Raw genomic sequence first — 26,816 nt, 5'->3', positions numbered from 1 at the left:
CTTCTGGAGCTCCATTTCCATGTCGCTCAGGCCCTTGCTGCCGCTCGCCGCTTTACTTCTGAGCGCCTGCGCTTACACTCCAGTGCAAAAACCCGTCGCCGGCGACGACTTCCGCGGCAACGAGCTGGGACAGAGCAGCGCCAACCGCACGGCCAATCTGGCCATGCGCGACAATCTGGCCAGCTTGCAAACCCTGCTGGAAAAACTGTACAAACGCAATCCCAAGGAATGGCGAAAGACCGGCGCGGCGGACTACCCGGCCGCAATGCGACAAGTCATGGGCGCAATCCGCAATAACGCCCCGCTGCCGGCCTTGGCCGGGCAGCGCTCCATCGCGGCGATGAGCGCGGCTTTCGACCCGGGTTTTGGCGGCGACCGCGCAGGCGCGCTGATCTACGGCATGGGCTCGATGCTGGTGGACGCCTACGGCGGTCGCACCGAGCTGTTTCTGGTGCACGGACTGGACGCGCAGCAACTGGCCAACGCCTCGCACAACCTGGAAGTGGCGGCCTGGATGCTGAACAACCGCCAGATCAGCGGCGCGCCGGCCTTGCTGTCCAACGAGATCGGCAACGTGCGCAATCTGTCCTTCGAGCGGGAATTCGGCAAGATGATGGCCAGGCTGGACCTGTTGGCGGAATTGTCGGACGAGAAACTGCGCCGCAGCGCCATCGACTTCGGCCAATCCCTGATCGCCGGCCCTTTCCTGCAGTTCCTGCCGGTGAGTGCCGCCGCCCACGCTGCGGCCCCCTGAAAACCTGTTAAATGTCTGCAGCGCGTCAGCGAGAGGCGTGGAGAGGGCTGACTTAGCCTTGATTCGGGCGCTTGCCCACCTTGTCGCGGTAAAAGGCGCGAATGCGAGGCATATCGGCGTCGATATCGCCGCTGGGCGTGAAGATGGGACCGAAACCGGCCTCCTTGCGACTGTAGTCCAGATACGCCAAAGCCACCGGCACCTCCGCGCCGCAGGCAATGTGATAAAAGCCCGTCTTCCATTCGGACACCGCCTTGCGCGTGCCCTCCGGCGGAATCGCCACCACTAGCCGGTCCGAACGCCGGTACACCTCCACCATTTGTTGCACCAGCGAATTATTCTGATGCCGTTTGACCGGAATACCGCCCAACCAGCGCATCACCGGTCCGATCGGCCCGGCGAACAGTGTGTGCTTGCCCATCCAGTAAATCTTGGCCCGCGCGGCGAAACACACCGCCAGCGTCAACGGAAAATCCCAGTTGCTGGTATGCGGCGCGCCGATCAGCACGTATTTATCCAACTTGGGAAACTCCCCTCGCAGCTTCCAGCCGCTCAGTTTGAGCATGACGATGGACAAGCAGCGGAACAAAGGTCGGATCACGGGCGTGTCGAAAATGGTGAAATGCATGACGGTCCTGAGCAAGGGCCTTGCCGCAGAACGGAGAACAACAACCAAGGAGGCGCTGCCCAGCGTCGGGGCAAGCGCCAACCACGTGGAAAAACGCCGGAATGTACCTGATAAAACCATCCCGGTAAATCCGGATTGCGAAATACAATCAGCTCACGCAAGTCCATGAATTCAAAAAGCAAGCGCCGCGTCGTCTCACTCCATCAAGGGCACGATGCGATATACGCAGCGCCGCCCGCCCTCGGCCAGCGCGTGCTCCAGCCGCCGCACCTCCGCCCTCGGCCCCAACACCCGCGCAAACAACGCCAGCTCGGATCGGCACAAGCCCTGGCATTGACGCGCCGCCGCGCAGATCGGGCAATGATTTTCCAGCAACAGCCAACCGTCCCCGTCTTGACGCGCCTCCGCCATATAACCTTCCTGGCTACGTATTCGCGCCAGCGCGGCCACCCGGTCCGCCAGCGCGCCGGTGCCGGACATAGCCTGCCGGTACTCCTCCTCCGACTGCGCTTCTCGCCGTTGAATCAAACTCTCCAGGCCAGCCTCGCCAAACAGCTCACGCACTTGCGCCAACAACTGCAGCGTCAAATCCGCGTGCCGATCCGGAAAACGGCCATGGCCGCGTTCGGTCAAACTCCAGAGCTGAGCCGGCCGGCCAACGCCCTGGGCCAAGGTTTCCATCCTTGCCAGCCCTTTTTCCTCCAGAACCAGCAAATGCTTGCGCGCGCCCATGCTGGTCAGGCCCAACTCCGCCGCCAGCGCCTGCGCCGTCAAGGGCCCCCGCGTTTTCAGCAGATACAGCAACCGATCCGCGCTATTCATCGCCGCCGCCATCAGACGTCCTCCGCTTCGCGGATCACCCCTTGCAGCCAGACGGCGGCCAGGCCGCACGTCAAAGCGCCCAGGACCAGCACCAGCCGGGTGTCCAGAATGGTCAACACGCTGCCCAGCAAAGCCACCAACACATTGGCCACGCAGAAGATCGTGGTCAACAAACCCATCACGCTGCCCTGCCCCAGGCTGGCGAAACGCTCCGAACACCAACTGGGCAGAATGGCGTTGTAAATCGCCAGCGGCACGCCCAACAACACGATCAAGCCTATGCCCGGCCAGGGTAGATCCGCCAGCAGGCTCAGCCCCAGCAGGCCCAGAGCCACCCAGGCCGCATTGATGCGCGCCAGTTCCAGCGGCGCCCGCTTATGCCCAAGCTTGCCCAGCAAAACGCTGGCCGATGTCATCAACACGCACATCAACGCCGTCACTACCGCGATGCCGCGGCTGTCCAGCCGCGCGTACTCCACCAGCCACAAAGGGTAGAACTCGTAAAAAGCGTTGACCCCGATAGCGAACGCCAGTTGCATCCAGAACAACCGGGCCAACAAGGGGTCCGCCGACAACAGCCGGAAGGAGTGCTGGCCGCGCATCACCTGCAGCAAGGTCTGATCCTGATGCATGCGCTCGCCGGTTTCCGGCAGGAAGACCAGCAGCACCGCCAAGCACAGCAAGATGGCGCTGGCGGCCAGCAGGAAAGGCACTGCCTCTCCCAATGGCAAGGTCAACCCGCCGATCAGCGGCCCCACCAGCCAGCCGGTATACAGCACCGCATTGAGAATGGCGAAGGAGCGCGTGCGATCCAGCTGCGGATGCAGATCCGCGACGATGGCGCGCGCCACCGCCACATTGCCCTCGGTCAGGCCGGTGACAAAACGCGCCAGCACGAACAGCAGATACCAGCGGCTCCATAAAGCGTACGCCGTCAACAGATAGCCGGCGAAGGTGAGCAACAAGGTGCCTGTCAACACCCGCCGCCGCCCCAGCCGGTCCGACAACGCTCCAATCAAGGTGCTGCCCAACAAAATACCCAGCGGGTTGGCGGCCAAGGCCAGGCCCAGCAGCAGCTTGGGCGGCAACCCCAGGAAGTGGTTGAACGCATCCGGCGCTGAGTTCACGAAGATGGGCGCCAGGATGGGATAAGGCATGGCTACGCCGGCCGTGCTCATCAGCGCCACCAGACAGACAGTTAGCAGAATTAATTTTGGATGGGAAACATTCATGACGCATACCAACGGAACGATGGCCCATACTAATCTTGCCCCCATAATAAGTAAACAAATTAGTTTACTTAATGGCGCTCCGCGTACTGGAAATCATCAATTCAGCATATAGAATGCTGTACGTATGGTTACGAAAAGGCGTGTAAAAATAGGAACCAGACAGCATTCAAAGCGTCTCAGACTACACAAGACCTACTTCATGTTTTTGGAGACTTCGATGACCTCGATTACCAGCAAACCCGCCGTTAAAGTCATTGCCGCCAGCCTGCTCGCCGTGAGCCTGCTGTCCGGTTGCGCCAACATGTCCAAGCGCCAGCAAAACACCGCCATCGGCGCGGCCGCCGGCGCCGTGCTCGGTTCCGTGCTCACCGGCGGCGACGCCATCGGCACCGTCGGCGGCGCGGCGGTGGGCGGCGTGGTCGGCAATCAGACCGGCAAACGCTAAACCCGCGACCCCATTCCAAGAGCCAGCCCCGCGCTGGCTCTTTTGTTTTGCCCGCCGCGCCCATATCATCAAGACAACAGCACCACGGGCTATGCCATGACCTCCACCGCACGCATGAATTGGGAACGACTCCTCTCCACCAAACGCTTCAAGGTCATTCAGGGCCACGTCAAGGAAACCCGCACCCCGGCCACCGAAGAAGGCAGCCCGGGCTTGCGCACGGACTTCCACATCGACCACGACCGCGTGGTGTTTTCCAGCGCCTTCCGCCGGCTGGGACGCAAGACCCAAGTGCACCCGCTAGCGCGCCACGACCACACTCACAACCGGCTCACCCACAGCGTGGAGGTGGCCAGCGTCGGCCGCAGCCTGGGCAACCGCGTCGGCATGATGATGCAGCACGCTCATCTGCTGCCGGACAACTACACTCCACACGACATCGGCGCCGTGGTGCAAGTGGCCTGCTTGGCCCACGACATCGGCAACCCGCCCTTCGGCCACACCGGTGAATACGCGCTGCGCGACTGGTTTCGCGCCGAACGCAACGCGCACTGGCTGCACGGCCTGGCGCCCGAGGAAATCCGCGATGTGCAGACCTACGAAGGCAACGCCCATGGCCTGCGTATGCTGGCCACGCTGGAAATGTACACCGGCGAAGGCGGCATGCGCCTCACCGCCGCCGCCTTGGGCGCCTTGATCAAATACCCGTGGACCTCGGACGCCGAAGCCGCCCAGGCCCGCGACAAATTCAACATCTACCGCACCGAGCTGCCCTATTTCCAGCGCGTGGCCGCGGAGCTGGGCCTGCTGCCCAAGGGCATCCAGCAATGGAGCCGCCACCCGCTGTCCTACCTGATGGAGGCCGCCGACGACATCTGCTACGCGATTCTGGACCTGGAAGACGCGGTGGAGATCGGCATCCTTGACTTCAAGGAGTTCGAAACCCTGTTCTCCGGCTTTACCGAATACGAACGCATCTGGGACATGCAAGACGTGCGGCAGAAATGCGGCACCTTGCGCGGCATCGCCATCGGCCGCTGCGTCAGCGAAGTGGCGGAGAAATTCATGCTGCACCACGACGGCCTGCTACGCGGCGAATTCCCGGCCAAGGACCTGATCAATCTGTGCGGCGCCCAGGTACAGGACGCTTTGATCCACGCCAAGGAACTGGCCAGCACCCGCGTCTACCGCCACCGAACCAAGCTGGTGACCGAACTGGCCTCCTACCCGTGCATGGCGGGCATTCTGGACGCGCTGATCCCCGCCGCTCACGCCTACGTCAACAAGGGCGCCGAGTGCCTGAGCCCGCGAGAACACCTGGCCATGGGCCTGCTGGAACAGCATATCCGCAGTGACGACAGCCTGTATCAGGCCTATATGAAAGTATTGGATTTCGTCGGCGGCATGACCGACAACTACGCCGCCAACCTGGCGCGCGACATCTCCGGCGTGGGCATTTTGTAAGGCCGCCCCGCCGCATTTTCGGCAGTTAAAAATCAGAAAGACAGGAATGCAGCACACCACCCGTTTTTGCGTCGTCCGCCATGGCGAAACCGACTGGAACCGCGAATATCGATTGCAAGGCCATACCGACATCCCCCTCAACCCCACCGGCCAGGAGCAGGCGGCAAGCCTCAGCCGCGCGCTATGGCCGGGGCGCTACGCCTTTGACGCGCTCTACGTCAGCGACCTGACCCGCACCCGCCAAACCGCCGCGCCATTGCAAGCGCGGCTAAGCCTGACCCCCACCTACAGCGCCGAATTGCGCGAGCGCCACATGGGCGTGTTCCAAGGCCTGACCTACGCCGAGGCGGAGCAAACCATTCGCGACGACTATCTGCAGCTGAAATCCCGCGATCCGGACTACGACCTCAAGGGCGGGGAAAGCCTCAATGTCTTCATGCGACGCATCCGCGATGGCTTCACCAGCATCGCCCGCAGCCATCTGGGCCAAACCCTGCTGGTGGTCACTCATGGCGGCGTGCTGGAAATGATGTACCGACTGGCCACCGGCAAACCGATGTCCGAAGCCCGCGATTTCCCCATCCCCAACGCGGCGCTGAACTGGCTGAGCTATTGCGACGGCCGCTGGCAGGTCGAACAATGGGCCGACGAATCCCACTTGCCCGCCGCGCTGGACGAAATCCAATAGCAAAACCGGCCGCGGCCGGCACAATCCGCCGCGGCCAGCGACAAGCTAAGCCAAGGCCGACAGGGTGCGCGCGATGGTTTCCGCAGACGGCAGCTCCGTCGATCGCCACGCCAGCCGGTGCTTGGCATCCACCAGCAAAACTTCCGTATGGTGCGCGCCCAAATCCGTCCGGCGCTGATTGAACGTTGCCAGCACCAAGTCCAGGGAGGCCAGCTCGGGGCTGGCAGCCCGCCAGCCTGGCTTGGGACGAAACGGCGCCAGCCATCGCCGCAGCTGCTCGGGCGTATCGTTCAATGGGTCAAGACTTAGCGACAATAGCTGCGTCCTCGCGCGCTTCGACTCCGGGATCAAATCCTGCACCTGCCTGAATGTCGCGCCCTGAATCGGGCAAACATTGGAACAGCGGGTAAAAATCAGCTGAATAGCCGTCAAGCGACGCTGCAATAAAGCGTAAAACGAACGTCGCTGACCATCGCTGTCCCTCAGCAGGAAATCCGGCAGCGGCAACGGCGGGGAAATCTCCCCATGCGCCAAGGCCAGGTCCCTCGGCGACACGGCGTCGGCAAACGCGGCCGGCCCCGCCAGCCATAAGGGCGCCAGCCCCGCCAAACCCATCGCAAACCGCCTCCGCCCTTGATCCAACGGCTCGACATCTTTCCGCTGCATGCTAATGCTCCTGCAAAAAAAGCCATAAAGCCCGGCACTCCGCCGCGCTCAAGCGGTAGCGCGGCATATCCGTGCTGATCAAGATCGCGGTCGGGTCTTTTCCGGTTCGCAGCATCTCGCAAAAACTCTGCTCGGTATAAGCCCGCTCCGGTCCTCCGCGCCTGGCGCTGGGCTCCGTCAAAAATTTCGCGCCCAAATCAGGACCGAAGCGGCCTTCCGCCCGCGCCTGATCCTGTAGGCGGTGGCAGTTGGCGCAACGCACGTACTCGGCGCCCAAGGGACGGTTATGGACATAGAGCTGGCCGATCAAAGCGACCTGACCGTAGAACAGCCGGCCGCCGGCCGGCGCCTCCTCGCCGCCGGCCGCGCACGGGATCCCCAACAGGGCAAGCGCGCAGGCGAGCCCTCCCAAGCGCTGTTTAATTGATGGTGATGATCCGGGCCACACTGGGCACCCCCTGCGGGCTCATGGCAAACAACATGTAGTTACCGGGCAAAACCACGCCGCTATCCGCCGGAATCTGCAGGGAATAACTAGTTTCCCCCCCAGTCGGCGCAAGCTTCGACACCGACAGCGCAATGCGGCGCTGATCATTGTTGACAGAGTGAGTTACCGCGGACAAGCGCACCAAGGAAAAATGGCTCGCCGCTTGCTGCGTTTTGACTTCGATCACGCTCCCCGGCCTCGCCTGCGCTGGCGCGGCGCTGATCACCGGCCGGGCAGCCAGGCTGCCGTCTGCGTTCAGCAGATACGGAGGCGTCAATATTTCCGCGTTCAAGTGGTTTTGCGGGCAATTCGCACCGCACAAGCCGCCGCCTCCGACAAACACGCGCCCATCCTGCAGCAAGATTGCCGTGCTATGGTAGGTGCGCGGCACCTGCATCGGTTTCAAGGGCGAAAATGTCTGCTTCGCCGCGCTCCATAACTCAGGCGTCAACACCGCGTAGGAATCCGTGAACGGCTGCGGTATCGTCTGCCCGCCCACCACCACGACATCGCCGTCCGGCAAAACCACTGAATTGGCGAATGCGCGGCGATAGCTCATCCCCGGCAGCGGCTTGACCTTCACTGGAGCCTTGGGGCCGCCGCGGATATCGATCAGATAAGCCGAGTTGCTCGCGTAAGTCGTGCCTGTGTTCTGCTGATAAGCCGGCGCGCCGCCCAGCTTCAGGATCTGGCCGGCGTCCACCATCACCGCATTGCCGTTGATGCTGTAGGGGTCGTTGCCACGCGTTCCCGCCGAGACGATGCTCCCGGAACCGCTGGTGCCAATCCAGTTCATCTGCGCGCTGGGTCCGGCATGAAATACCATCCCGCCGCTGCTGGCGAACAGCCATAAATGATTATCGCCGCGGTACACGCTGCCATTGGTGTCCTGCGGATCGGGGCCGATCACATTATTTTCAGGCACGCCGGCAAGAACTTTCCAATGGCCGCCTTCCCAAACCTCTCCGGTGCGATTGGGCCGGCTCTTGCTGTTGTAGCCGCCGCTCCAGGAACCGCCCAAAGTCAGTACCCGTCCATCCGACAGCACGGTATTGGCCTCATAGCCCCGCGGGATATTCATATTGCCGCTGGCGCTCCAACGCTTGGCAGCCCAATCGTATATCTGTGTTTTAGGGCTGCTGGAGCCGCCGTTGATCAACAGATTGCCGTTGGACAGCATCGACGTGCCCGGGCAGAACAAATTCGAGCCGGTGGTGACCACCGTCAGCGGGAGCGGCGCGTTTTTCGCCGCGTCGAACAGCGCGGTATAGGTCTTGCTGTTGCCATTGCCGCTGTCTCCGCTGAAAGCGTCGGGGAAATCCGCGGACCACATCATCAGCTTGTTGTCCGGCAGATTGGCGACGCCCACGGGAGTTACCGGCAAGGGAATCACTCCGCTCCAGGCGGAGGGAAGAGCCGTACTTTTGGAACCAGGGTAATCGAACATGAACTGGTCGTTCACCTGCGCCTTGCCCTGGCAGGGCCATTGCACCACTTTGGTTCCCTGAGTCGCGACGCCGGAAAAGATGTTCACGCACTGGCCGCTGGATGCGGACACGATATGGTAAGCGCCGACATCCACCGGCTGGATTTTCCACTGGTCATTGGTCGCCGCAGCGCCTTGGCATGGCCACTGAATCAGCTGGACACCCTGATTGCGACTGGAAGCCGGCACATTCAGGCACATCTGCGATTTCTGCGAGACGATGTGATAGAAACCGTTGGCCAAGGGCACGAACGTCCATTGCTCATTGCTCCCCGCAGAGCAGGGCCACTGAATGATGCCGGCCCCGGACTGGGTCGAACCGCCCCCGACATTCAAGCACTGGCCGCTATTGACCGCCACGATGCCGGTGGTGGCGGCAGCGCCCGCCTCAGAGCAAACCAGCCCTAGCAGCCCGAGCACGCCGCTCGCCAACGTCAGCAAATTGATTCGAAGCCTCAACATATGTCCCCTTTGGAGTCAGTCACGCAATCAAAACTCTCCCGATTCACCCGACGGCCCTCCCGCCTTTCCCTCGGCATGAACGGCAGCAACAGGCACTGCCGCCACTCTGATGCCCGCTTCGAACAAACACAACAAAAATTTACAACTGATGATTTATTTTGTATCAAATGCAGCACACAGTGCTGTGGGAAAACCCTGGGGTCGACATGATGTTGAAAATAGAAAGGTTATTTGGAAGTATTTATTTGTTTTTAATAAATATATTAATTAATACAGGTAACGTACTCCACATCGTTACAAACTCCCGCTCCGAATCCGTCATCCACGGGCGGCCGGCACGACTAATGAATCTGAGGCCAGGTTGGGTGACAAGAAGGCCAACACAGCATCAGGGGTTTTGTTAGCAGGTCAAATATTGAGATAAGAGCCCGCACCCTTCCCCCGTCAACCCTGTCCCCGGTAAAACCTTAACGCCAGATATACCGGCAACCAGGACTCGCCCTAAAATAGGGCTAACCCACTGCACAGGAGCGCACCATGACCATGCAAAAAACCGATCAAGAATGGCAACAGCAGCTGACGCCGGAACAATACCGCGTCACCCGTCAGGCCGGCACCGAGCGTCCGTTCAGCGGCGAACACTATACCCGCACAGAGAACGGCGACTACCACTGCGTCTGCTGCGGCACCTTGCTATTCCATAGCGACGCCAAGTACGACCCCGGCTGCGGCTGGCCCAGTTTTTGGGCCGAAGCCGCCGGCGCGCGCATCGCCCGCATCGTCGACCACTCCCACGGCATGACCCGCATCGAAGTGCGCTGCTCGGAATGCGACGCTCACCTGGGCCACGTCTTCCCGGACGGCCCCGAACCCAGCGGCGAGCGCTACTGCATCAACTCGGTGGCGCTGGCGTTCACGCCCAAGGCGTGAGCCCTGCAGGGAGGGGCGTATCAAGAGAGGCTGGCTAGCGAGCCGGATCGCCGTCGGTTCCACTGCGATATGGACCCGCAATCAAAATCCGTTGCGGGTTCATGCTTGGCGTCCTTCCGTGATTTCGCTTAATGCTAGGTGCTGCAAGAGCATGATTGTCTTGCCGTCGACGATTTCGCCGCTTTTGACCAACTGTAAAGCGGTCCGCAGCGGCATTTCGAGCACCTCAAGATCCTCGCCCTCGTCTTCGAGGCCACCGCCATCATTTACGCGCATGGACGCGTCGTAGTCCCCCAGATAGAAATAGAGCTTCTCGGTCACTGACCCCGGACTCATGTAAGCCTCAAATACCTTGCGGATATTGCTTACGCGGTACCCAGTCTCCTCTTCCGCCTCTAGGCGTATGCGCTCTTCCGGTGTGGCGTTGTCGAGCAAGCCCGCGGCCGCCTCGATCAACATGCCGTCGTGTCCATTGACGAACACGGGCATCCGAAACTGGCGCGTGAGCACGACATTTCCCGTGTGCCGGCAATGCAACAGGATGGTTGCGCCGTTGCCGCGATCGTATGTTTCCCTGCTTTGACGCTGCCACCTGCCGTCTCGGCGCAGAAAATCGAACGTCACCTTCTTCAGCGTGTACCAATTGTCGGAGAGTACGGTGGACTCGACGATGCGAACCCGGTCTTTCGTTGCAGCCATGGCGCCTCCAGTCGACAGCTAAATATAGATAATGGTATCGTGTACATTCGTGCAATTTCAAGATATTTCGTGCAAATATATGCTAACGTCACAACGCAAGAAAGCCATCCTGGACGCGCTCGCTCGCGATGGCCAAGTGCTCGCCGGCGAGTTGAGCGTGGAGTTCGGCGTATCGGAAGACACGATTCGCCGGGACTTGCGTGAACTCGCTTCGGAGGGGTTATTGCAACGCGTTCACGGCGGCGCGTTGCCCGTTTCTCCTGCGCTCGCGCCGTTCGAGCTGCGCCGGGACATTGAATCGGCCGCCAAGCAGAGGATTGCACGGCAAGCGGCCACGATGATCGCCCCCGGGCAGACAGCAATCATTGATGGCGGCACCACGTCGGCATTGTTGGTCAAGGCACTGCCCGCTGATCTGCGGGCGACGATCGTCACGCATAGCCCAAGCGTCGCCACGGCGCTCGCCGAGCACCCTTCGGTCGAAGTCATTCTGATAGGAGGACGGCTGTACAAGCATTCGATCGTCGCCGTCGGCGCCGCTGCGATAGAGGGCATCTCGCGCATCCATGCGGATTGGTACTTCATGGGCGTGACCGGTGTTCACCCAACGGCGGGCCTGAGTACCGGAGATTTTGAGGAGGCCGCTATCAAGCGCGCGCTCGCTGCGCGCGCGGCGGAGACGGTTGTTCTGGCGTCGTCGTCGAAACTCAATGCGGCGTCGCCGTTCATCATCGGTGAGATCACGCTCGCACAAACCATCGTCGTCGAGAAGGCCGCCGACCGGGAATTGATGAAACAGATCGAAGCAGCGGGAGTGTCGGTTGTGCGTGCGTAGTGTTGCCAATCAAAGCGTGCGGCCAAGATTGCGGCACCCCGGACGGCATCTGTGCGTCGGCACATCCCTGCTCCCAAACGCCCAAATGCCGATTGAGCCCCATGCCGGCACAAGGCCGTCCATCAAGTGATGACCAACGATCTGGCAGGTAACAGCGACTGTCTCAAACTGGCCGACTGCCGCCATCGGACTGACCCAACCCAAGTCTATCCGGCCCCGTGCGGAAGGCCGATGCGCAAGCAACACGCAACTAGTGTGCAGTGAGGATGCCATCTCGCAACCGGGTTGCCAGGCATCGGTTTCTTTGATGTCTTCCGCATCCATCGGCATGCAGAATACAAGGACATGGCACGTGCATTTCAAAGCTGTTTTCCACGCCGCGTTGCTGAAGCGCCGTAGGCTTTGCATCACTTAGAACCTGATCACGATCTCGCGAGCTAGAGCGAGACGAGGCGAAAACGGCTGAAAAAGCGGAGTGTGCACACGGTACATGAGCATTTTGAATGCCGCTTTCAGCGCCGTATCGCCGACGCGTAGCAGATCGTGAACAGGTTCTTAGTTGAACGCAACAAATGCCGGCAGGCTTGAACTACAGCGCCAGCCGGCCTTCAATGCAGGTCACGGCATGCCCCCCTATCCACACCTCATCGCCCACCTGCTCCACTTCAATGCACCCGGCGCGCCCCATGCTCAGACCCTGGCTGACGCGGTAGCGCGCCGGAGCCAGTCCAGCCCCCAGCAACCACTGGGCAATACCAGCGTTCAGGCTGCCAGTGGCCGGGTCTTCGGGCATGCCGTCGCCGGAGATGAAAGCTCTCACTTCGAACTGCGCGTCGGTATCGTCGTGCCGCGGGTCGCAGGGTGCGATCACTCCCACCGCCAGCCCGCTCAGCGCCGGATAGTCCGGTTGCAGGTCCAGCACCCGCTGGCGCTTGGCCAGCATCACCGCCAGCCAGCCCGCGCCGTTGTCCACCCACTGGGCAGCGACGATTTCCCTGGGCGCCAGGCGCAAGCCCAGGCGCACCCGCTCCAGCAGTTCGTCTTCCACCGGCCCGGAACGCAGCAAGGGCGGCGCCAGAAACGCCAACTGCCGCCCCTGGCGGCGGATCCGCACCAGCCCCACCGCGCATTCCTGAATGATCTCCTCCCCCTGGGGCGCACCTCCGGACTCCAGCCAGGCGTGGCAGCTGCCCAGGGTAGGATGACCGGCAAACGGCAGTTCGTTCAGGGTGGTGAAGATCCGCAGACGATAGTCCGCCCGCGGGTCGCGGGGCTGGAGGATGAAAGTGGTCTCACTGAGGTTGGTCCAGTTGGCGAAGGTCGCCATCTGCCGGTCATCGAGCCCGTCGGCGTCGAACACCACGGCCACTGGGTTGCCCTTGAGGGGCGTGGAACTGAAGACATCGACCTGCTTAAAGCCCAGGGAGCTCATGAAATGTCCTATTGGTATTTTGCTGGGCCGGCTAGTCTACCTCCAAACCCGCCTCGTGACCCATCAAGCCAACTCGGCTCGAATCAAACGGACGCCGTCTTGGTAGCGGGTCACCGCGAAATCGGGGAAGCGGCGTTTGAATTTGCTGGAATCGAACAGATTGTCGCTTTCATAGCGGGGCAGCAGTTCCCGGATTTCCCGCGCCGGCTTGGAAAACAGACCCAAGGCGGTCAACATCCATTTGCCGACCAGGGCGTACGAGGCCTCTCTGCCGAACGCCTCGCACGCCATGGCGGCGAATTGCTTGTAGGTCGGCCGGTCTTCGCAGCAGGGCAAGTGCCAAGTCTGGCCAAACGCGTCCGGCGTGTTGCCCAGCGCCGCCAGCGCCCGGCTCGCGTCCGGCGTCCAGATCAGGGTTCTTCTTGTGTCATCGCGCACCGGCACGCGCGGCTTGCGGCCCTGTTTGAGCGGGTCGAAGACCAGCTCATTGGTGATGCTTTGCGTATTAGCCGGCCCGTAGAACTCGGGGGCCCGTCCGATCAGCACGGGTATCTCGCCGCGGGCCATTTCCTGCAAGACCATGGCGGCCATTGCCGCCCTGACCCGGCCTTTGCGGCCCACCGGCGCGAAAGGCGTCTCCTCCGTCAATATCCTGTCATCCTGCGGATACATATAAGTGTTGTCGAAATAGGCGAACTTGGCGCCCTCCGCCCGACACGCGTCCAGCGCGTTTTTCAACATCAATGGGAACTGCGTCTCCCACAGCGTACTGTCCGGCGGCAGCCCAGCGGTGAAGTAGACCAGTTCGCTGCCCCTGACCGCCTCGCGCGTCTGCCCGGCATCCAGCAAGTTTGCGGGCAGCAGCGCATCGCTGGCGTTGACTTTACGCGGCTTGCGGCTGACCAGCCGCAAATCGCTGTGATAGTTATCGTGAAGCTCGCGGGCAAGTTCCACCGCGATCTGGCCATTGGCTCCAAGTATGGTTTGCATAGTGCTTCGTGGAATCTTGAGTGGGAAATGAGATGCGTGGATTCAGCGGCCAGGCCGTGCGCTATTTGTCGACGGCAAAGCCCAGGCCGGCCATCACCCGGGCGGCATTGACCTTGCAGTCCATGCCTTCCGGCTTGGATTCGATCAGCTGAACCAGGGATTGGATCTGCGCCTTGCTTTGCGCCAGGCGCGCCTCCATCGCTTCAATATCCGCCACCTTGCGCTTGAGCGTGCCGATCAGCTCATCATGCCGCCAGGACGAAACATCCGCCGGCAGCAGACGCTTGATTTCCTCCAGCGAGAAACCGGCCTGCTGGGCATCATTGATGATGGTCAGCAGCGTCAGCGCTTCCGGCGGGTAATCCCGGTAGCCGTTTGCCTGCCGGCTGGCGATCTTCAGCAAGCCCTTGGCTTCGTAGAAGCGGATCGCCGACGCCGCCATACCGGCGCGCTTGGCCAACTCACCGATTTTCATGCGCGTCCTGACCCAGGCTTGGCAGGCCCTCAGCTTGCCGCGGGTGAGCGGCCGGCAAGGCGGCCAGCAAGGCCCGCGCCACTTCCTTGCTGGAGCCGGGGTTCTGGCCGGTGACAATGCGGCCATCGATCAACACAAAGCTGCCGAAGGGCACCCATGACTTTTCGTAGCGCGCGCCTCGGGCCTCCAGCTCGCTCTGCAGCCAATACGGCACTTGGTCCTTGACCCCGGACAGCGTTTCTTCGAGATTGGAAAACCCGGTCACGCGGCGGCCTTCAATCAATGGCCGGCCGTCGTCCGCCTCAAGCTCCAGCAGCCCGGCAGCGCCATGGCAGACCGAGGCCACAATGCCGCCATGACGGTAGATGCTTTCCGCCGCTCGCTTGAGAGCCGGATTGTCGCGGAAGTCCCACATCGTGCCGTGGCCTCCGGTGTAGAAGATGGCCAGATAGGCATCCGGATCAATGTCCGCCGCCGCCCTTGTCGATTGCAGCCGCGCCATGAAGGCCGGATCGCGCAGACGGGCTTTCGCCGCGGCGTCGGCATGGGGCCACCCCAGGCTGCGAGGGTCCAGCGGCACGGCGCCGCCCTTGGGGCTGACAAAATCCACCGCGTAGCCGGCGGCCGTCAACACATCGTAGACATGGGTCAACTCGGCGAGCCACAACCCGGTGCCATCGTTTCTGCCCGGATAACGGTCGTGGCTGGTCATGACCAGCAGCACCCTGCCGAGGCGGGCGGCTGACGCCGGCGCCGATTCGGTCGCAGCGGTTTTCATCATCAATAGCGACATGGCGAATAAGACAAGCCTCTTGAAAGTCAGCATGGGGACACCCTGTGAAGAATAGAACATTCCGCCACGCCTTCCGCTTCGGCTGGTGATGGCAAGGACCATGCTAAGCTTGAAGTTCGCTTTAATGTCAACCACGGGTTTTCCGGCCGCAACGCCGGCGCGGCAGCCAAACAAAAAGGCAGCGCCGCCGTTCCGGCGACACTGCCTTTGTTGATTGCCGCTAACAGCCTGTCCAAAGTCTCGCGAGCATGGGCGAGACAAGGCTAAAACTAGCGAAGAAGCGGAATGGTCGAGGGGTACATGAGCATTTTGAGCCTGTACTCACCGTGCAACGCCTCACGAAGCCCAGCAGACTTTGAACAGGCTCCAAGGCCCCTTTCAGCTTAACGCTTGCCCGCCGCTTCTTCGCGCCGGCGCTTGGCCTCTTCCAGCAAATACACTTGGTAGTCGTCCAGATCGCCGTCAAAATCGCTGACGCCGCCGCGCGACACCATCCAGAACTCGTCGCAGACCGCGCGCAGCAGGGCTCGGTCATGGCTGACCAGCATCACCGAACCCTCGAACTCGTTCAACGCCACGCTCAAGGCCTCGCGCGTGGCCAGGTCCAGATGGTTGGTCGGCTCGTCCAGCAGCAATAGATTGGGACGCAGCCAAACAATCATGCACAACACCAGCCGCGCCTTCTCTCCGCCGCTCATGCTGCCCACCGCCTGCTTGACCATGTCGCCGCTGAAATTGAAGGTGCCCAGGAAGTTGCGCAGGCCCTGTTCTCGGCAATCATTGGCCGGCGGACGCAGCTGCGCCGGCGTTTCGCGCGCCAATCGCAGCATGTGCTGCAGCGGGTCGTCTTCCGGCCGCAGCACGTCCAACTCCTGCTGCGAGAAATAGCCGATGTTCAAACCCTTGCCGCGGATGATCTCGCCGCCGGTGGCCGCCAGCGCCTCGGCCACTGTTTTCACCAGCGTGGACTTGCCCTGGCCGTTGGCGCCCAGGATGCCGATGCGCTGGCCGGCCAGCACAGAGCGGTTGACGCCCTTGACGATCACGATGGGCGACGCGCCGTCCCCCGCGCCCTCAGCCGCCGGATAGCCGAACGAAGCCTGCGACATGGTCAGCATCGGGTTGGGCAGGCTGCTGGGTTCTTTGAACTCGAACTGGAAGTCGGCTTCGGTCAGCACCGGCGCGATCTTCTCCATCCGCTCCAACGCCTTGACGCGGCTTTGCGCCTGCTTGGCCTTGCTGGCCTTGGCCTTGAAGCGGTCGATGAATTTCTGCAGATGCGCCATCTTCTCCTGCTGCTTGGCCAGCACGGCCTGTTGCAGAATCAGCTGCTCGGCGCGCATATCCTCGAACTTGCTGTAATTGCCGCCGTAACGCACCAGCTTGCCGTGATCGATGTGCAGGGTGACATTGGTCACCGCGTCCAGAAATTCACGGTCATGGCTGATCACCACCATGGTGCCGGCGTATTGCTTGAGCCAGGCCTCCAGCCAGACCAGCGCGTCCAAATCCAGGTGGTTGGTGGGTTCGTCCAACAGCAACAGGTCGGACGGGCACATCAGCGCGCGCGCCAGTTGCAAGCGCATGCGCCAGCCGCCGGAAAAACTGTTCACAGGCCGCTGCAGCTCGGCCACGCTAAAGCCCAGGCCCAGAATCAGCGCCTGCGCCCGCGCGGGAGCATCGTGCTCGCCGGCGTCGTTCAGCGCGGTGTAGGCATGCGCCATGCGCATGTAGTCTTCGCCCGCCTCGGCTTCGGCCACTTCGCGCCGGGCCGCCAGCAGCGCGGTATCGCCCTCCACCACGAACTCGGTGGCGGTCTGCGAGGTTTCCGGCATGTCCTGCGCCACCTGCGCCATCCGCCACTGGCTGGGGATGGAGAAATCGCCGCTGTCTTCGTGCAGGCTGCCGTTCAATACCGCAAACAGAGAAGACTTGCCCGCGCCGTTGCGCCCTACCAGGCCCACCTTTTCACCGGGATTGATATTGACTGTCGCGCCGTCCAGCAAAACTTTAGTGCCGCGACGCAAAGCCACGTTTTTCAGAATGATCATTGGGAATAGCAGTGTTGCAGAATTTTTAGGAAGCAAGAAAACAGCAGCCCGGCGACCACTTGCGTCCCGGCGGAATGCCATGAATTAACCATGCCGGCGGACAAAGCCCGCCGGCACGAGGGGGATTATACAGATGCGCTCTGTCAGCGAAACGCCTGGCGACGGACGCGCTCTCCGAAAACAGCCGAACGGCCTAGCGCCGCCTCAACAGAGTCATCGGCTCTCAAAGCCTGCTCAAAGTGCCGCGAACTAAAGCAAAACAAGGCGAAAATCACTGAGAAAGCGGAGCGCGGGCCTGAAGCATGAGTGTTTCAAAGCGTTGCTCAATACGCCGCTTCGCACGAAACACAACAGACTTTGAGCAGGTTCAGACTTCCCAGTATTCCTTTTCCCGCCCCTGCGAGCCTGGGTTCAACTGCTCGCGCAGGCTGCGCAGCTTTTCCGGCTCGCCGCGCACGCGGAACCAGCTGCCCTCTTCGTCCGCGCGCTCTTCCAGCACTTGGCAGTGGCTGTAGATGTCGCCGCGCAACTGCTGCGCCGACCACGGCAACAGCAGCTCGCCCTCCTCCAGGTCGCGCTGGAAGAAGGCGACGATGAGGCCGCGCAATTGGGCCACTTCCTCGGGCCGGCGCGCGCTCATCACCACGCAGTCCGGGTAGCGCTGCCGCAGCTCGGCCGTCCAGGCGACCTGCGCCGCCTCGTCGCCGACATGGTCGATCTTGTTGAACACCCGGATGCGCGGCACCTCGTCGGCGCCGATTTCTCCCAACACCTCGTCGGTGACCTCCAGCTGACGCTGGAAACCTGGATCGCTGGCGTCGATCACATGCAACAGCAAAGCGGCGTCCAGCGCCTCTTCCAAGGTGGATTTGAACGAAGCCACCAATCCGTGAGGCAGGTTCTTGATGAAACCCACGGTATCGCTGACCAGCACCCGCGGCACGCTTTCCGGGTAGATGGCGCGCACCGTGGTGTCGAGGGTGGCGAACAATTTATTGGCCACCAGCACTTCGCTGCCGGTCAAGGCGCGCATCAGCGTGGACTTGCCGGCGTTGGTATAACCCACCAAGGATACCCCGCCCAGGCCCTGGCCCTGACGCTCCAGCCGGCGCGCGCGCTGGGTCTTGCGTTCCAGTTCCATCGCGACGATTTCGCGTTGCAGTTCGGCGATGCGGTCGCGCACCTTGCGCCGGTCCAGCTCGGTATGCGATTCGCCGGCACCGCGCCCGCCCATGCCGCTGCGCTGCCGGCCTTGCGGACCGGCCAGCTTGGCCGCCTCGCGTAAGCGCGGCGCCATATAGCCAAGACGGGCGATTTCCACTTGGGCGCGCGCCGCGCGCGAGCGGGCGTTGCGGTGGAATATCTCCAAGATGACCATGGTGCGGTCCATCACTTCGCAACCGACCGCCAACTCCAGATTGCGCGCCTGCGACGGCGATATCTCGTGGTCCACCAGCAAGGCGTCGATCTCCACCGTGCTAGCATCCAGCACCGGCGGCGCGTCTTCCAGCTCGTCGTTGCGAAGGCCGCGGTTGACGAACTGGCTGATTTCCTCCAGCTTGCCCACCCCCATATAGGCGGTGCGGTCGAAGCTGTTACGCTTTTGCACAAAGGTCCGCACCACTTGGAAGCCCAGGGTCTTGGCCAGTTCGCTCAGTTCGGTGAGCGAGGCCTCGAACTCGACATCGCTGACATCGGGCAACTGGACCGAGGCCACTAGGGCGTAGCGGGGTTTCTCTTTGACTTCTGTTTGCATGTGCGTATGACTTTAACTTGATAGCGAGCCCAGATAGTACTCGCAAACGGAACTTCCCGCTGCGCCACGCGCGTTGCGGCAACGCCACGCCCCGCTTGACCCGGCCGCGGTCAGCGCCGATACTCCTGCCGCTTCAAGCACCATCGCCGTCAACGCCACCCATGCCATTCACCTCACTGGGCCTGTCGCCCGCCCTGGCCCAGGCCGCAAGCGATCAAGACTACCCGGCCCCCACCGCCGTTCAGCTCGCCGCCGTCCCCGCCATTCTGCAAGGCCACGACGTGCTGGCCACCGCGCAAACCGGCTCCGGCAAAACCGCGGCTTACTGCCTGCCGCTGTTGCAGCAATGGCTGGCGGGCCGCCAGGCCTCGCCGCGCCAGGCGCAAACGCTGATCCTGCTCCCCACGCGAGAGCTGGCGGCGCAAGTGGGCGACGTCCTGCGCCAACTGTCGCAGGGCCTGCCGCGCCGGCCCAAGATCGCCGTGGTCTTCGGCGGCGTTTCCATCAACCCGCAAATGATGGCCCTGCGCGGCGGCGCCGACATCGTGGCGGCCACGCCCGGCCGGCTGCTGGACTTGCTGGCGCATAAGGCGCTGCGGCTTTCCTCCGTCGACACCCTGGTGCTGGACGAGGCCGATCGCCTGCTCGATCTCGGCTTTGCCGACGAGCTGGCCGGCGTGCTGGAGCAACTGCCGCCCTACCGGCAGAACCTGCTGTTTTCCGCCACCTTCCCGCCCGCCGTGCGCGCGCTGGCGGAACAACTGCTAAACCAGCCGCAGCGCATCGACATCGCGCCCGACGACACCGCCGCGCCGGACATCCGCCAGCGCGCCATCGAAGTGGACGCCGGCCGGCGCACCATGCTGCTGCGCCATCTGCTGCAAACCCATGGCTGGGAACGGGCGCTGGTCTTCGTGGCCAGCCGGCACAGCGCCGACCGGGTGGCCGGCAAACTGCAGGCCGCCGGCATCCGCGCCGCCGCGCTGCATGGGGACTGCAGCCAGGGACAACGCGGCCAAGTGCTGGCCGATCTCAAGTCCGGCCGCCTGCAAGTGCTGGTGGCCACCGACGTGGCCGCGCGCGGCATCGACATCGCCCGCCTGCCGGTGGTGATCAACTACGACCTGCCGCGCTCGCCGGTGGACTACACCCACCGCATCGGCCGCACCGGCCGCGCCGGCGCCAGCGGCGAAGCCGTCAGCTTCATCAGCGCCGACTGCGCCGCGCATTTCCAATTGATAGAAAAACGCCAGCGCTTGCGGCTGCCGCGCGAGCGGATCGCCGGCTTCGAGCCCGTTGCCGTCAACCCGACCGCCAGCCCAAACGCGGCAATCGACAACGGCGGCGTCAAGGGCAAACGCAAGAGCAAGAAAGACAAGCTGCGGGAAGCCGCCGCCCAAGCGCAGGCCGAACCACGCTAAGGCGCCGAGCCCAACGGAGAACTCAAACAACAGGGCCGTTCCAGCTGGAACGGCCCTGTTTTCGCCTGCGGCCTAACTTTACAAAGCTTGCGGATCAATCTCCGCCACGCTCTCGAACACATAGTCCGGCTGATAAGGGAACTGCTCCATGGACTCACGAGACGACACCCCGGACAACACCAGCGCGGTGCCCATGCCGGCTTCAATGCCGCCGACGATGTCGGTGTCCATGCGGTCGCCTATCATCACCGCCTCTTCGGGATGCACGCCCAGCTTGCGGGTGGCCAGCATCATCATCAGCGAATTGGGCTTGCCCACGATGTAAGGCTTCTTGCCGGTGGCGGCCTCGATGGCGGCCAGCAGCGTGCCGGCGGCCGGCTCGTAGCCGCCGCCCTCTATCGGGTCGATCATGTCCGGGTTGGTGCCGATGAATTTGGCGCCCTGGTCGATGAAGCGCACCGCCTTCTTGATCTGCTCGAAGCTGAAAGTCTGGGACTTCGCCACCACCACGTAATCCGGGCGGGATTCGGAAATGGAAAAACCAACGTTGTACAACTCGTTGATCAGACCCGCGCCTCCCACCACGTAGGCAGTGGGCATCGCTTTGCGCGTCTGGCTGCGCAGGAACATCGCCGTGGCCATCGCGCTGGTGATGAAGTTGTCCTCCGTCACCCCGTTGATGCCCAGGCTCTCCAGCTTCAGCCTCAGGTCCAGCGGTGTCTGTTCCGCGTTATTGGTCAGGAACAGAAAAGGCGTGCCGGCCTGCGTCAGGCGGTTGACGAAATCGCGCGCGCCCGGAATCAGTTGCTTGCCCCGATAGATCACTCCATCCATGTCGGAAATGATGCTTTTGCTCATACGGTATATCCAAAACACAGGTGCCGATTCCGCCGGCACGGAGGCGGGCCGCGGCTTCATTCGCCGCAACCGCGACAGCATAGCACGGCGGCTCTATCGAGCTTGTTGAAAGTCTAGCGAGCAAGGTCGGACGTTGCGGCAGAAAAGGCCTCGCCTGCGAAGTCACAACCTCGCGGCGCGCGGCGGGCTTTGAACAGGTTCCTAGAGCCTGTTCACGATCTCGCGAGCAAGAGCGAGACAAGGCGAAAACGAGCGAAAAAGCGGAATGTACACGTGGTACATGAGCATTTTGAGCTTGTTTTTAACGCCGTATCGCCACAGCGCAGCAGATCATGAACAGGTTCTTAGGTCGACCTCCCGCGCCAATCCATCCCAACGGACAGGTGACATGGAACCAAGCTACCGCTAGCGGGCTCTTTAGCTGTACCATCGACGCCAGATGCACGCCTGCCCGCCGCGCCTATTTTTCCCGGCGGGCTCCTATCGCAGCAGCGGCCGCTCCCCACGGGTGCGACCTTTTGCCATCCAGGGAGCGCAGCACGTATGAACATCGACGCCATCCGCGAGCAGGCCTTCGCCATGCCGCTAACCAACCCCGCCTTCCCCCGCGGCCCCTACCGCTTCACCAACCGCGAATTCTTCATCATCACCTACCGCACCGATCCGGCCAAACTGCGCGAGGTGGTGCCGGAGCCGCTGCAGCCGGCCTCGGACCTGGTGAATTTCGAATTCATCCGCATGCCGGACTCCACCGGCTTCGGCGACTACACCGAAAGCGGCCAGGTGATCCCCGTGCTACTGGGCGGCGTGGCCGGCAACTACACCCATGCGATGTATCTGAACGACCACCCGCCCATCGCCGGCGGCCGCGAGCTGTGGGGCTTTCCCAAGAAGCTGGCCTGCCCTCGGCTGCAAGTGCGCACCGACACCTTGGTGGGCGAACTGGACTACGGCCCGGTTCGGGTGGCCACCGCCACCATGGGCTATAAGCACCAGACGCTGGACGCCAGCGCGCTGCAGCGCTCCATGGTCAACACCCCCAACTTCCTGCTGAAGATCATTCCGCACGTGGACGGCAGCGCCCGCATTTGCGAACTGGTGCGCTTCTACCTGAAGGACGTGACCGTTCACGGCGCCTGGAGCGGGCCTGCGGCGCTTGCGCTGTTCCCGCACGCGCTGGCGCCGGTGGCGGAACTGCCGGTGCTGGAGATCGTGGAAGCGCGCCATATCATCGCCGACCTGACCCTGGGCCTAGGTGAAGTGGAATTCGATTACCTCAACTAAGAACCTGTCCAATGTCTGCTACGCATCGGCGATACGGCGTTAAAAACAAGCTCAAAATGCTCATGTACCACTCGACCATTCCGCTTTTTCGCTCGTTTTCGCCTTGTCTCGCCCTTGCTCGCGAGACTTTGAACAGGCTCTAAGAACCTATTTACGATCTGCTGCGCGGCGGCGATACGGCGTTGAAAACCCCTTAGAAAGAGTCATGTACCGCTGACCATTTCGCTTTTTCAGCCGTTCTCGCCTTGACTCGCGAGATCGTAAACACGTTTAAGAGCCGCTTTGCGGCCCGTCCCCACGCGACAACTCACCACAACAAGGAGAGCAGCATGCAATTGAACGGCAAAGTGGCCTTGATCACCGGCGCGGCCAGCGGCATAGGCAAAGCCATTGCGGAAACCTACGCCCGGGCCGGCGCGGCGGTGGCTATCGCCGACATCAATCTGGCCGCCGCGCAGGCAACGGCGGAGGAGATCAAAGCCGCCGGCGGTAAGGCGGTGGGCGTGGCGATGGATGTGACCAACGAGGAATCCGTCAACGCCGGCACCCAAGCGGCGGTGGACGCGCTGGGCGGGCTGGACATCCTGATTTCCAACGCCGGCATCCAGATCGTCAACCCGCTGGTGGACTACAAGTTTTCCGACTGGAAGAAAATGCAGGCCATCCACGTGGACGGCGCTTTTCTCACCACCAAGGCCGCGCTGCCGCATATGTACAAAGACAAACGCGGCGGCACGGTGATCTATATGGGGTCGGTCCACTCTCACGAGGCGTCCAAGCTCAAATCCGCCTACGTCACCGCCAAGCATGCCTTGCTGGGCTTGTGCCGGGTGCTGGCCAAGGAAGGCGCGGAATACAATGTGCGCGCCCACGTGATCTGCCCCGGCTTCGTGCGCACGCCGTTGGTGGAGAAACAGATTCCGGAGCAGGCCAAAGAACTGGGCATCAGCGAGGAGGAAGTGGTCAAGCGCGTAATGCTGGGCAATACCGTGGACGGCGTATTCACCACGGTGGACGACGTGGCCCAAACCGCGCTGTTTCTGGCCGCCTTCCCCAGCGCGGCGCTGACCGGTCAATCCGTCATCGTCAGCCACGGCTGGTATATGCAATGACGCCGCCGCACAATCCGGCCTGCCCTCAGGCCGGCGGCCTGTACCAAAGCCGCAGCCTGCCGCCCGGCCATCGCTACCAGGTGCTGGCGCTGGTGCTTCAGGGCGGCGGCGCGCTGGGCTCCTACCAGCCCGGCGTCTATCAAGGCCTGGCCGAAGCCGACCTGCACCCTAACTGGGTGGCCGGCATTTCCATAGGCGCGCTCAACGCCGCCATCATCGCCGGCAATCCGCCGGAACGGCGGGTGGAGCAACTGCGCGCCTTCTGGGACACCATCTGCCGGCCGCCGTTTCTGCCACCCAGCCCGTTCAGCCAACTGGACACCCACCACTGGCCCGCGAGCCTCAACGGGCTGATGGCAAGCTGGGAAGCCTGGCGCGCGCTGACCGAGGGCCAGAACGGTTTCTTCCTGCCGCGCTCTCCCTGGCCAGCCGGCGCGCCCTCTCCCGCCAACTGCAGTTTCTACGACACCGCGCCGCTGAAAAGCACGCTGGAGCGCTTCGCTGATTTCGACCGCATCAACGACAGCGATCAGATGCGGGTATCGGTGGGCGCGGTCAATCTACGCAGCGGCAACTTCGTCTATTTCGACAACACCCGTCAACGTCTGCGCCCCGAGCATTTCATGGCCTCCGGCGCGCTGCCCCCCGGTTTCCCGGCGGTGGAGATAGACGGCGAGTACTACTGGGACGGCGGCCTGGTGTCCAATACGCCGCTGAAGCAGATACTGAGCACCGAACCCCGCAAGAACTCCTTGGTGTTCCAGGTGGACCTGTGGAGCGCCAAGGGAAAGCCGCCCACGGACATGAAGGCGATCGCCATGCGGCAGAAGGACATCCAGTACTCCAGCCGCACCCGCCAAATCACCGATACGATGAAGCGGGAGCAGAACTACCGCGGCTTGCTGCGGCAGTTGATGGAGCTGGTGCCGGAAGCGCAGCGCGAGCACCCGGCTTACCGTCGCGCCCATGAGCTGGCCTGCGGCCGGCTGCTGAAGGTGATCCACCTGATCTACCAGGACAAGGAGTACGAGGACCACCACAAGGATTATCAGTTCGGCGCCCAGACCATGCGCGCGCACTGGGCCAGCGGCTACCAGGACATCTGCCGCACGCTGGGCCACCCGGATTGGCTGGAGATGCCGGCGCCGGACCGGCCCTTCGTCACCCACGACGTGCATCGCTGAGAACGTGTTTACGATCTCGCGAACAAGGGCGAGGCAAGGCGAAAGCGGCTGAGAAAGCGGAATGTACGCGTGGTACATGAGCATTTCGAAGCGGGTTTCAACGCCTTACCGCCGACGCGCAGCAGATCGTCAACAGGTGCTGAGACGGCGGGAGCCGGCGCGCGCCCGGCCTTTCAAACCAATGCCGCCCGCCGTCCCAACTCCAGCCAGTCCAGCACCGCAGGCCGTTGCCACTGACGTTCGACATAGGCGGCCAAGCGCGGCGGCAAGATGTCGTCGTATTGCAGCCGCTTCAACATCAACGCCAGATCGGTGTCGGCCAGACACCAGGCGCCGAACAAATCGCCGTCGCCGGCCGGCAGCAATTGCTCCGCCGCCGCGATCAGCTTGTTGGCCGCCTGGCGCGCTTCCGGCGCCAGGGTGCCGGCCGCCGGCCGCAGAAACACGACCTCGGTGTTGCGGTCCTCCCGCAAGGCCATCAGGTCGCTGCGCAGCCAGGCTTGCAATTGGCGCGCGCGGGCGCGTTGACGCAGGTCCCGCGGATAAAGCCGGGGACGCTCGGGGTAAGCGTCTTCAAGATACTCCGCGATGGCAGAGGATTCGCTGAGTTGAAACTCGCCGTCCTCCAGCATGGGCACGCGGGCGGTCAGCGATTGACGTTGATAGGCCGGGGCCAGATTGGCTTGCGCGGCAAGGCTCAAGGTCGCTAGTTCGAAGGTCAGCCTTTTTTCTTTCAAGGCGACGAAGGCGGACAAGGCGTAGGGGCTGAGGAAACGGGAATCGACATGCAGCAGCATAAGGGCCTCCGGGACGGGAACATAGGATCTCAGATGCTAAAGACATGCGGCGCCCGGCGCCAGCGCCAAAACGCGAACACTGCGTTTTCCGGCGCGCCGTCCGTCCTGGCCGCCTACCGACGCCCGGCGGACTTTGAACGGACTCTCAGCCGAACAGGCCGGTGGACAGGTAGCGATCGCCGCGGTCGCAGATGATGGAGACAATGACCGCGTTTTCCAGCTGGCTCGACAGGCGCAAGGCCACCGCCAGCGCGCCGCCGGACGAAGGCCCGGCCAGAATGCCCTCCTCGCGCGCCAACAGCCGCGCCATATCCTCCGCCTCCTGCTGGCTGACATGCTGCAAATCGTCCAGCTGCGAGAAATCGCAGATCTTGGGCACGTAGGGGTCTTCCCATTTACGGATGCCGGCAATCTGACTGCCTGGCTCCGGATGCACGCCCACAATCTGGATGGCCGGGTTTTGCCGCTTCAGATAGCGGCCGGTGCCCATGATGGTGCCGGTGGTGCCCATGCTGGACACGAAGTGAGTGATGCCGCCCCGGGTGTCCTGCCAGATTTCCGGCCCGGTGCTTTCATAATGGGCCAGCGGATTGTCCGGGTTGGAGAACTGGTCCAGGATGCGTCCCTGGCCGGCGGCTTCCATCTTGCGCGCCAGGTCGATGGAACCCGGCATCGAGGCCTCCTTGGGCGTCAGGACCACTTCCGCGCCGTAGGCGCGCATCGCCTGCACCCGCTCGGCGCTGGAGTTCTCCGGCATGATGAGGATCATCTTGTACCCCATCATCGCCGCCGCCATCGCCAGCGCAATGCCGGTATTGCCGCTGGTGGGTTCGATCAGGGTGTCGCCCGGCTTGATCTCGCCGCGTTCTTCGGCGCGACGGATCATGGACAGTGCCGGCCGGTCCTTGACCGAGCCCGCCGGGTTGTTGCCTTCCAGCTTGACCAGCACGGTGTTGCTGGTGACGCCGGGCAGGCGCTTGAGTCTGACCAGCGGGGTGTGGCCGACGAAATCTTCCAGATGCTTGTACACGACGCGTTCTCCAACGGGGAACGGTCATTATACCG

Annotated in this window: 26 protein-coding genes; 10 read left to right on the top strand and 16 right to left on the bottom strand. The window is 62.7% G+C overall.

Features of this window, described 5'->3' with window-relative positions; all coding sequences use genetic code 11:
• Positions 1-19: 19 nt before the first annotated feature.
• On the top strand, positions 20-754 hold the full coding sequence (locus tag DXT74_RS11520; RefSeq protein ID WP_194427997.1) for a hypothetical protein: 735 nt from the start codon (positions 20-22) through the stop codon (positions 752-754).
• Positions 755-806: 52 nt separating this feature from the next.
• Here DXT74_RS11520 and DXT74_RS11515 read toward each other — a convergent pair whose 3' ends face one another.
• The 3 genes from DXT74_RS11515 to DXT74_RS11505 form a co-directional block, all read right to left on the bottom strand.
• The gene (locus tag DXT74_RS11515) at positions 807-1,382 is read right to left on the bottom strand and encodes a lysophospholipid acyltransferase family protein (RefSeq protein WP_019101685.1); all 576 of its coding nucleotides are present in this window, start codon (positions 1,380-1,382) and stop codon (positions 807-809) included.
• A gap of 195 nt (positions 1,383-1,577) precedes the next feature.
• Complete coding sequence (locus DXT74_RS11510; RefSeq protein ID WP_194427996.1) at positions 1,578-2,204, bottom strand: metalloregulator ArsR/SmtB family transcription factor; 627 nt, start codon at positions 2,202-2,204, stop codon at positions 1,578-1,580.
• Between the two features lie 11 nt (positions 2,205-2,215).
• Entirely contained in the window at positions 2,216-3,436 is a 1,221-nt protein-coding gene (locus DXT74_RS11505) for an MFS transporter (RefSeq protein WP_317646929.1), read from the bottom strand.
• 217 nt (positions 3,437-3,653) lie between these two features.
• Between DXT74_RS11505 and DXT74_RS11500 the strand changes: the two genes are divergently transcribed.
• The 3 genes from DXT74_RS11500 to DXT74_RS11490 all read left to right on the top strand — a co-directional run bounded on the left by DXT74_RS11500 (position 3,654) and on the right by DXT74_RS11490 (position 6,033).
• Positions 3,654-3,881 carry a glycine zipper 2TM domain-containing protein gene (locus tag DXT74_RS11500; RefSeq protein WP_019101688.1) on the top strand — a complete coding sequence of 76 codons (228 nt, stop codon included), beginning with the start codon at positions 3,654-3,656 and terminating at the stop codon, positions 3,879-3,881.
• Positions 3,882-3,977: 96 nt separating this feature from the next.
• Positions 3,978-5,345, top strand: coding sequence for a deoxyguanosinetriphosphate triphosphohydrolase (locus tag DXT74_RS11495; RefSeq protein ID WP_231138316.1), 1,368 nt, complete (start codon positions 3,978-3,980; stop codon positions 5,343-5,345).
• A 46-nt stretch (positions 5,346-5,391) separates the two neighbouring features.
• A complete protein-coding gene (locus DXT74_RS11490) occupies positions 5,392-6,033 on the top strand; it encodes a histidine phosphatase family protein (RefSeq protein WP_043637277.1) in 642 nt (213 codons plus the stop codon).
• Between the two features lie 45 nt (positions 6,034-6,078).
• Here the strand turns inward: DXT74_RS11490 and DXT74_RS11485 are convergent, their stop codons facing one another.
• Genes DXT74_RS11485 through DXT74_RS11475 form a run of 3 tightly spaced genes read right to left on the bottom strand, consistent with a single transcriptional unit; the run spans position 6,079 to position 9,134 of the window.
• Entirely contained in the window at positions 6,079-6,699 is a 621-nt protein-coding gene (locus tag DXT74_RS11485) for an SCO family protein (RefSeq protein ID WP_052370516.1), read from the bottom strand.
• Between the two features lies 1 nt (position 6,700).
• Positions 6,701-7,111: a c-type cytochrome gene (locus tag DXT74_RS11480; RefSeq protein WP_194427994.1), complete on the bottom strand. Its 411-nt coding sequence runs from the start codon at positions 7,109-7,111 to the stop codon at positions 6,701-6,703.
• Between the two features lie 7 nt (positions 7,112-7,118).
• On the bottom strand, positions 7,119-9,134 hold the full coding sequence (locus DXT74_RS11475) for an RICIN domain-containing protein (protein WP_194427993.1): 2,016 nt from the start codon (positions 9,132-9,134) through the stop codon (positions 7,119-7,121).
• 537 nt (positions 9,135-9,671) lie between these two features.
• Between DXT74_RS11475 and msrB the strand changes: the two genes are divergently transcribed.
• Positions 9,672-10,064 carry a peptide-methionine (R)-S-oxide reductase MsrB gene (gene msrB / locus DXT74_RS11470; RefSeq protein ID WP_194427992.1) on the top strand — a complete coding sequence of 131 codons (393 nt, stop codon included), beginning with the start codon at positions 9,672-9,674 and terminating at the stop codon, positions 10,062-10,064.
• A 99-nt stretch (positions 10,065-10,163) separates the two neighbouring features.
• Here msrB and DXT74_RS11465 read toward each other — a convergent pair whose 3' ends face one another.
• Positions 10,164-10,763, bottom strand: coding sequence for an NUDIX domain-containing protein (locus tag DXT74_RS11465; protein ID WP_043637292.1), 600 nt, complete (start codon positions 10,761-10,763; stop codon positions 10,164-10,166).
• Between the two features lie 49 nt (positions 10,764-10,812).
• Here DXT74_RS11465 and DXT74_RS11460 point away from each other — a divergent pair, with 49 nt between their 5' ends.
• Positions 10,813-11,598, top strand: a complete 786-nt coding sequence (locus tag DXT74_RS11460) for a DeoR/GlpR family DNA-binding transcription regulator (RefSeq protein ID WP_196783862.1) — start codon at positions 10,813-10,815, stop codon at positions 11,596-11,598.
• 589 nt (positions 11,599-12,187) lie between these two features.
• On the opposite strand, the gene DXT74_RS11455 is transcribed toward DXT74_RS11460, so the two are convergent.
• The 6 genes from DXT74_RS11455 to hflX all read right to left on the bottom strand — a co-directional run bounded on the left by DXT74_RS11455 (position 12,188) and on the right by hflX (position 19,095).
• Positions 12,188-13,030 (bottom strand): PhzF family phenazine biosynthesis protein, encoded by an 843-nt coding sequence (locus DXT74_RS11455; RefSeq protein WP_194427990.1) that lies wholly within the window; start codon positions 13,028-13,030, stop codon positions 12,188-12,190.
• Between the two features lie 63 nt (positions 13,031-13,093).
• Positions 13,094-14,020, bottom strand: coding sequence for an NAD-dependent epimerase/dehydratase family protein (locus DXT74_RS11450; RefSeq protein WP_194427989.1), 927 nt, complete (start codon positions 14,018-14,020; stop codon positions 13,094-13,096).
• Between the two features lie 61 nt (positions 14,021-14,081).
• The gene (locus DXT74_RS11445) at positions 14,082-14,495 is read right to left on the bottom strand and encodes a MerR family transcriptional regulator (protein WP_194427988.1); all 414 of its coding nucleotides are present in this window, start codon (positions 14,493-14,495) and stop codon (positions 14,082-14,084) included.
• Entirely contained in the window at positions 14,482-15,276 is a 795-nt protein-coding gene (locus DXT74_RS11440) for a type 1 glutamine amidotransferase domain-containing protein (protein ID WP_196783861.1), read from the bottom strand. Before DXT74_RS11440 ends, DXT74_RS11445 begins: the two co-directional genes overlap by 14 nt.
• 395 nt (positions 15,277-15,671) lie before the next feature.
• Entirely contained in the window at positions 15,672-17,339 is a 1,668-nt protein-coding gene (locus DXT74_RS11435; protein WP_194427986.1) for an ABC-F family ATP-binding cassette domain-containing protein, read from the bottom strand.
• Between the two features lie 367 nt (positions 17,340-17,706).
• A complete protein-coding gene (gene hflX / locus DXT74_RS11430) occupies positions 17,707-19,095 on the bottom strand; it encodes a GTPase HflX (RefSeq protein ID WP_194427985.1) in 1,389 nt (462 codons plus the stop codon).
• Between the two features lie 161 nt (positions 19,096-19,256).
• Between hflX and DXT74_RS11425 the strand changes: the two genes are divergently transcribed.
• Complete coding sequence (locus tag DXT74_RS11425) at positions 19,257-20,516, top strand: DEAD/DEAH box helicase (RefSeq protein WP_194427984.1); 1,260 nt, start codon at positions 19,257-19,259, stop codon at positions 20,514-20,516.
• Positions 20,517-20,594: 78 nt separating this feature from the next.
• Here the strand turns inward: DXT74_RS11425 and DXT74_RS11420 are convergent, their stop codons facing one another.
• Entirely contained in the window at positions 20,595-21,374 is a 780-nt protein-coding gene (locus DXT74_RS11420; RefSeq protein ID WP_019101698.1) for an HAD-IIA family hydrolase, read from the bottom strand.
• A gap of 543 nt (positions 21,375-21,917) precedes the next feature.
• Between DXT74_RS11420 and DXT74_RS11415 the strand changes: the two genes are divergently transcribed.
• From DXT74_RS11415 to DXT74_RS11405, 3 genes are all read left to right on the top strand, one after another.
• Positions 21,918-22,658: an acetoacetate decarboxylase gene (locus tag DXT74_RS11415; RefSeq protein WP_081555660.1), complete on the top strand. Its 741-nt coding sequence runs from the start codon at positions 21,918-21,920 to the stop codon at positions 22,656-22,658.
• Between the two features lie 329 nt (positions 22,659-22,987).
• Complete coding sequence (locus DXT74_RS11410) at positions 22,988-23,770, top strand: 3-hydroxybutyrate dehydrogenase (protein WP_043590077.1); 783 nt, start codon at positions 22,988-22,990, stop codon at positions 23,768-23,770.
• The gene (locus DXT74_RS11405; RefSeq protein ID WP_194427983.1) at positions 23,767-24,954 is read left to right on the top strand and encodes a patatin-like phospholipase family protein; all 1,188 of its coding nucleotides are present in this window, start codon (positions 23,767-23,769) and stop codon (positions 24,952-24,954) included. Before DXT74_RS11410 ends, DXT74_RS11405 begins: the two co-directional genes overlap by 4 nt.
• Before the next feature lie 173 nt (positions 24,955-25,127).
• On the opposite strand, the gene yfcF is transcribed toward DXT74_RS11405, so the two are convergent.
• Both yfcF and cysM read right to left on the bottom strand, forming a co-directional pair.
• Complete coding sequence (gene yfcF, locus DXT74_RS11400; protein ID WP_194427982.1) at positions 25,128-25,751, bottom strand: glutathione transferase; 624 nt, start codon at positions 25,749-25,751, stop codon at positions 25,128-25,130.
• 145 nt (positions 25,752-25,896) lie between these two features.
• The gene (cysM, locus tag DXT74_RS11395) at positions 25,897-26,781 is read right to left on the bottom strand and encodes a cysteine synthase CysM (protein WP_114152197.1); all 885 of its coding nucleotides are present in this window, start codon (positions 26,779-26,781) and stop codon (positions 25,897-25,899) included.
• Positions 26,782-26,816: the final 35 nt, after the last annotated feature.

It is taken from the genome of Chromobacterium sp. Rain0013 (assembly GCF_015291765.1).
Classification (GTDB): Bacteria; Pseudomonadota; Gammaproteobacteria; order Burkholderiales; family Chromobacteriaceae; genus Chromobacterium; species Chromobacterium haemolyticum.
This window is presented reverse-complemented; position numbering and strand designations above follow the sequence as displayed.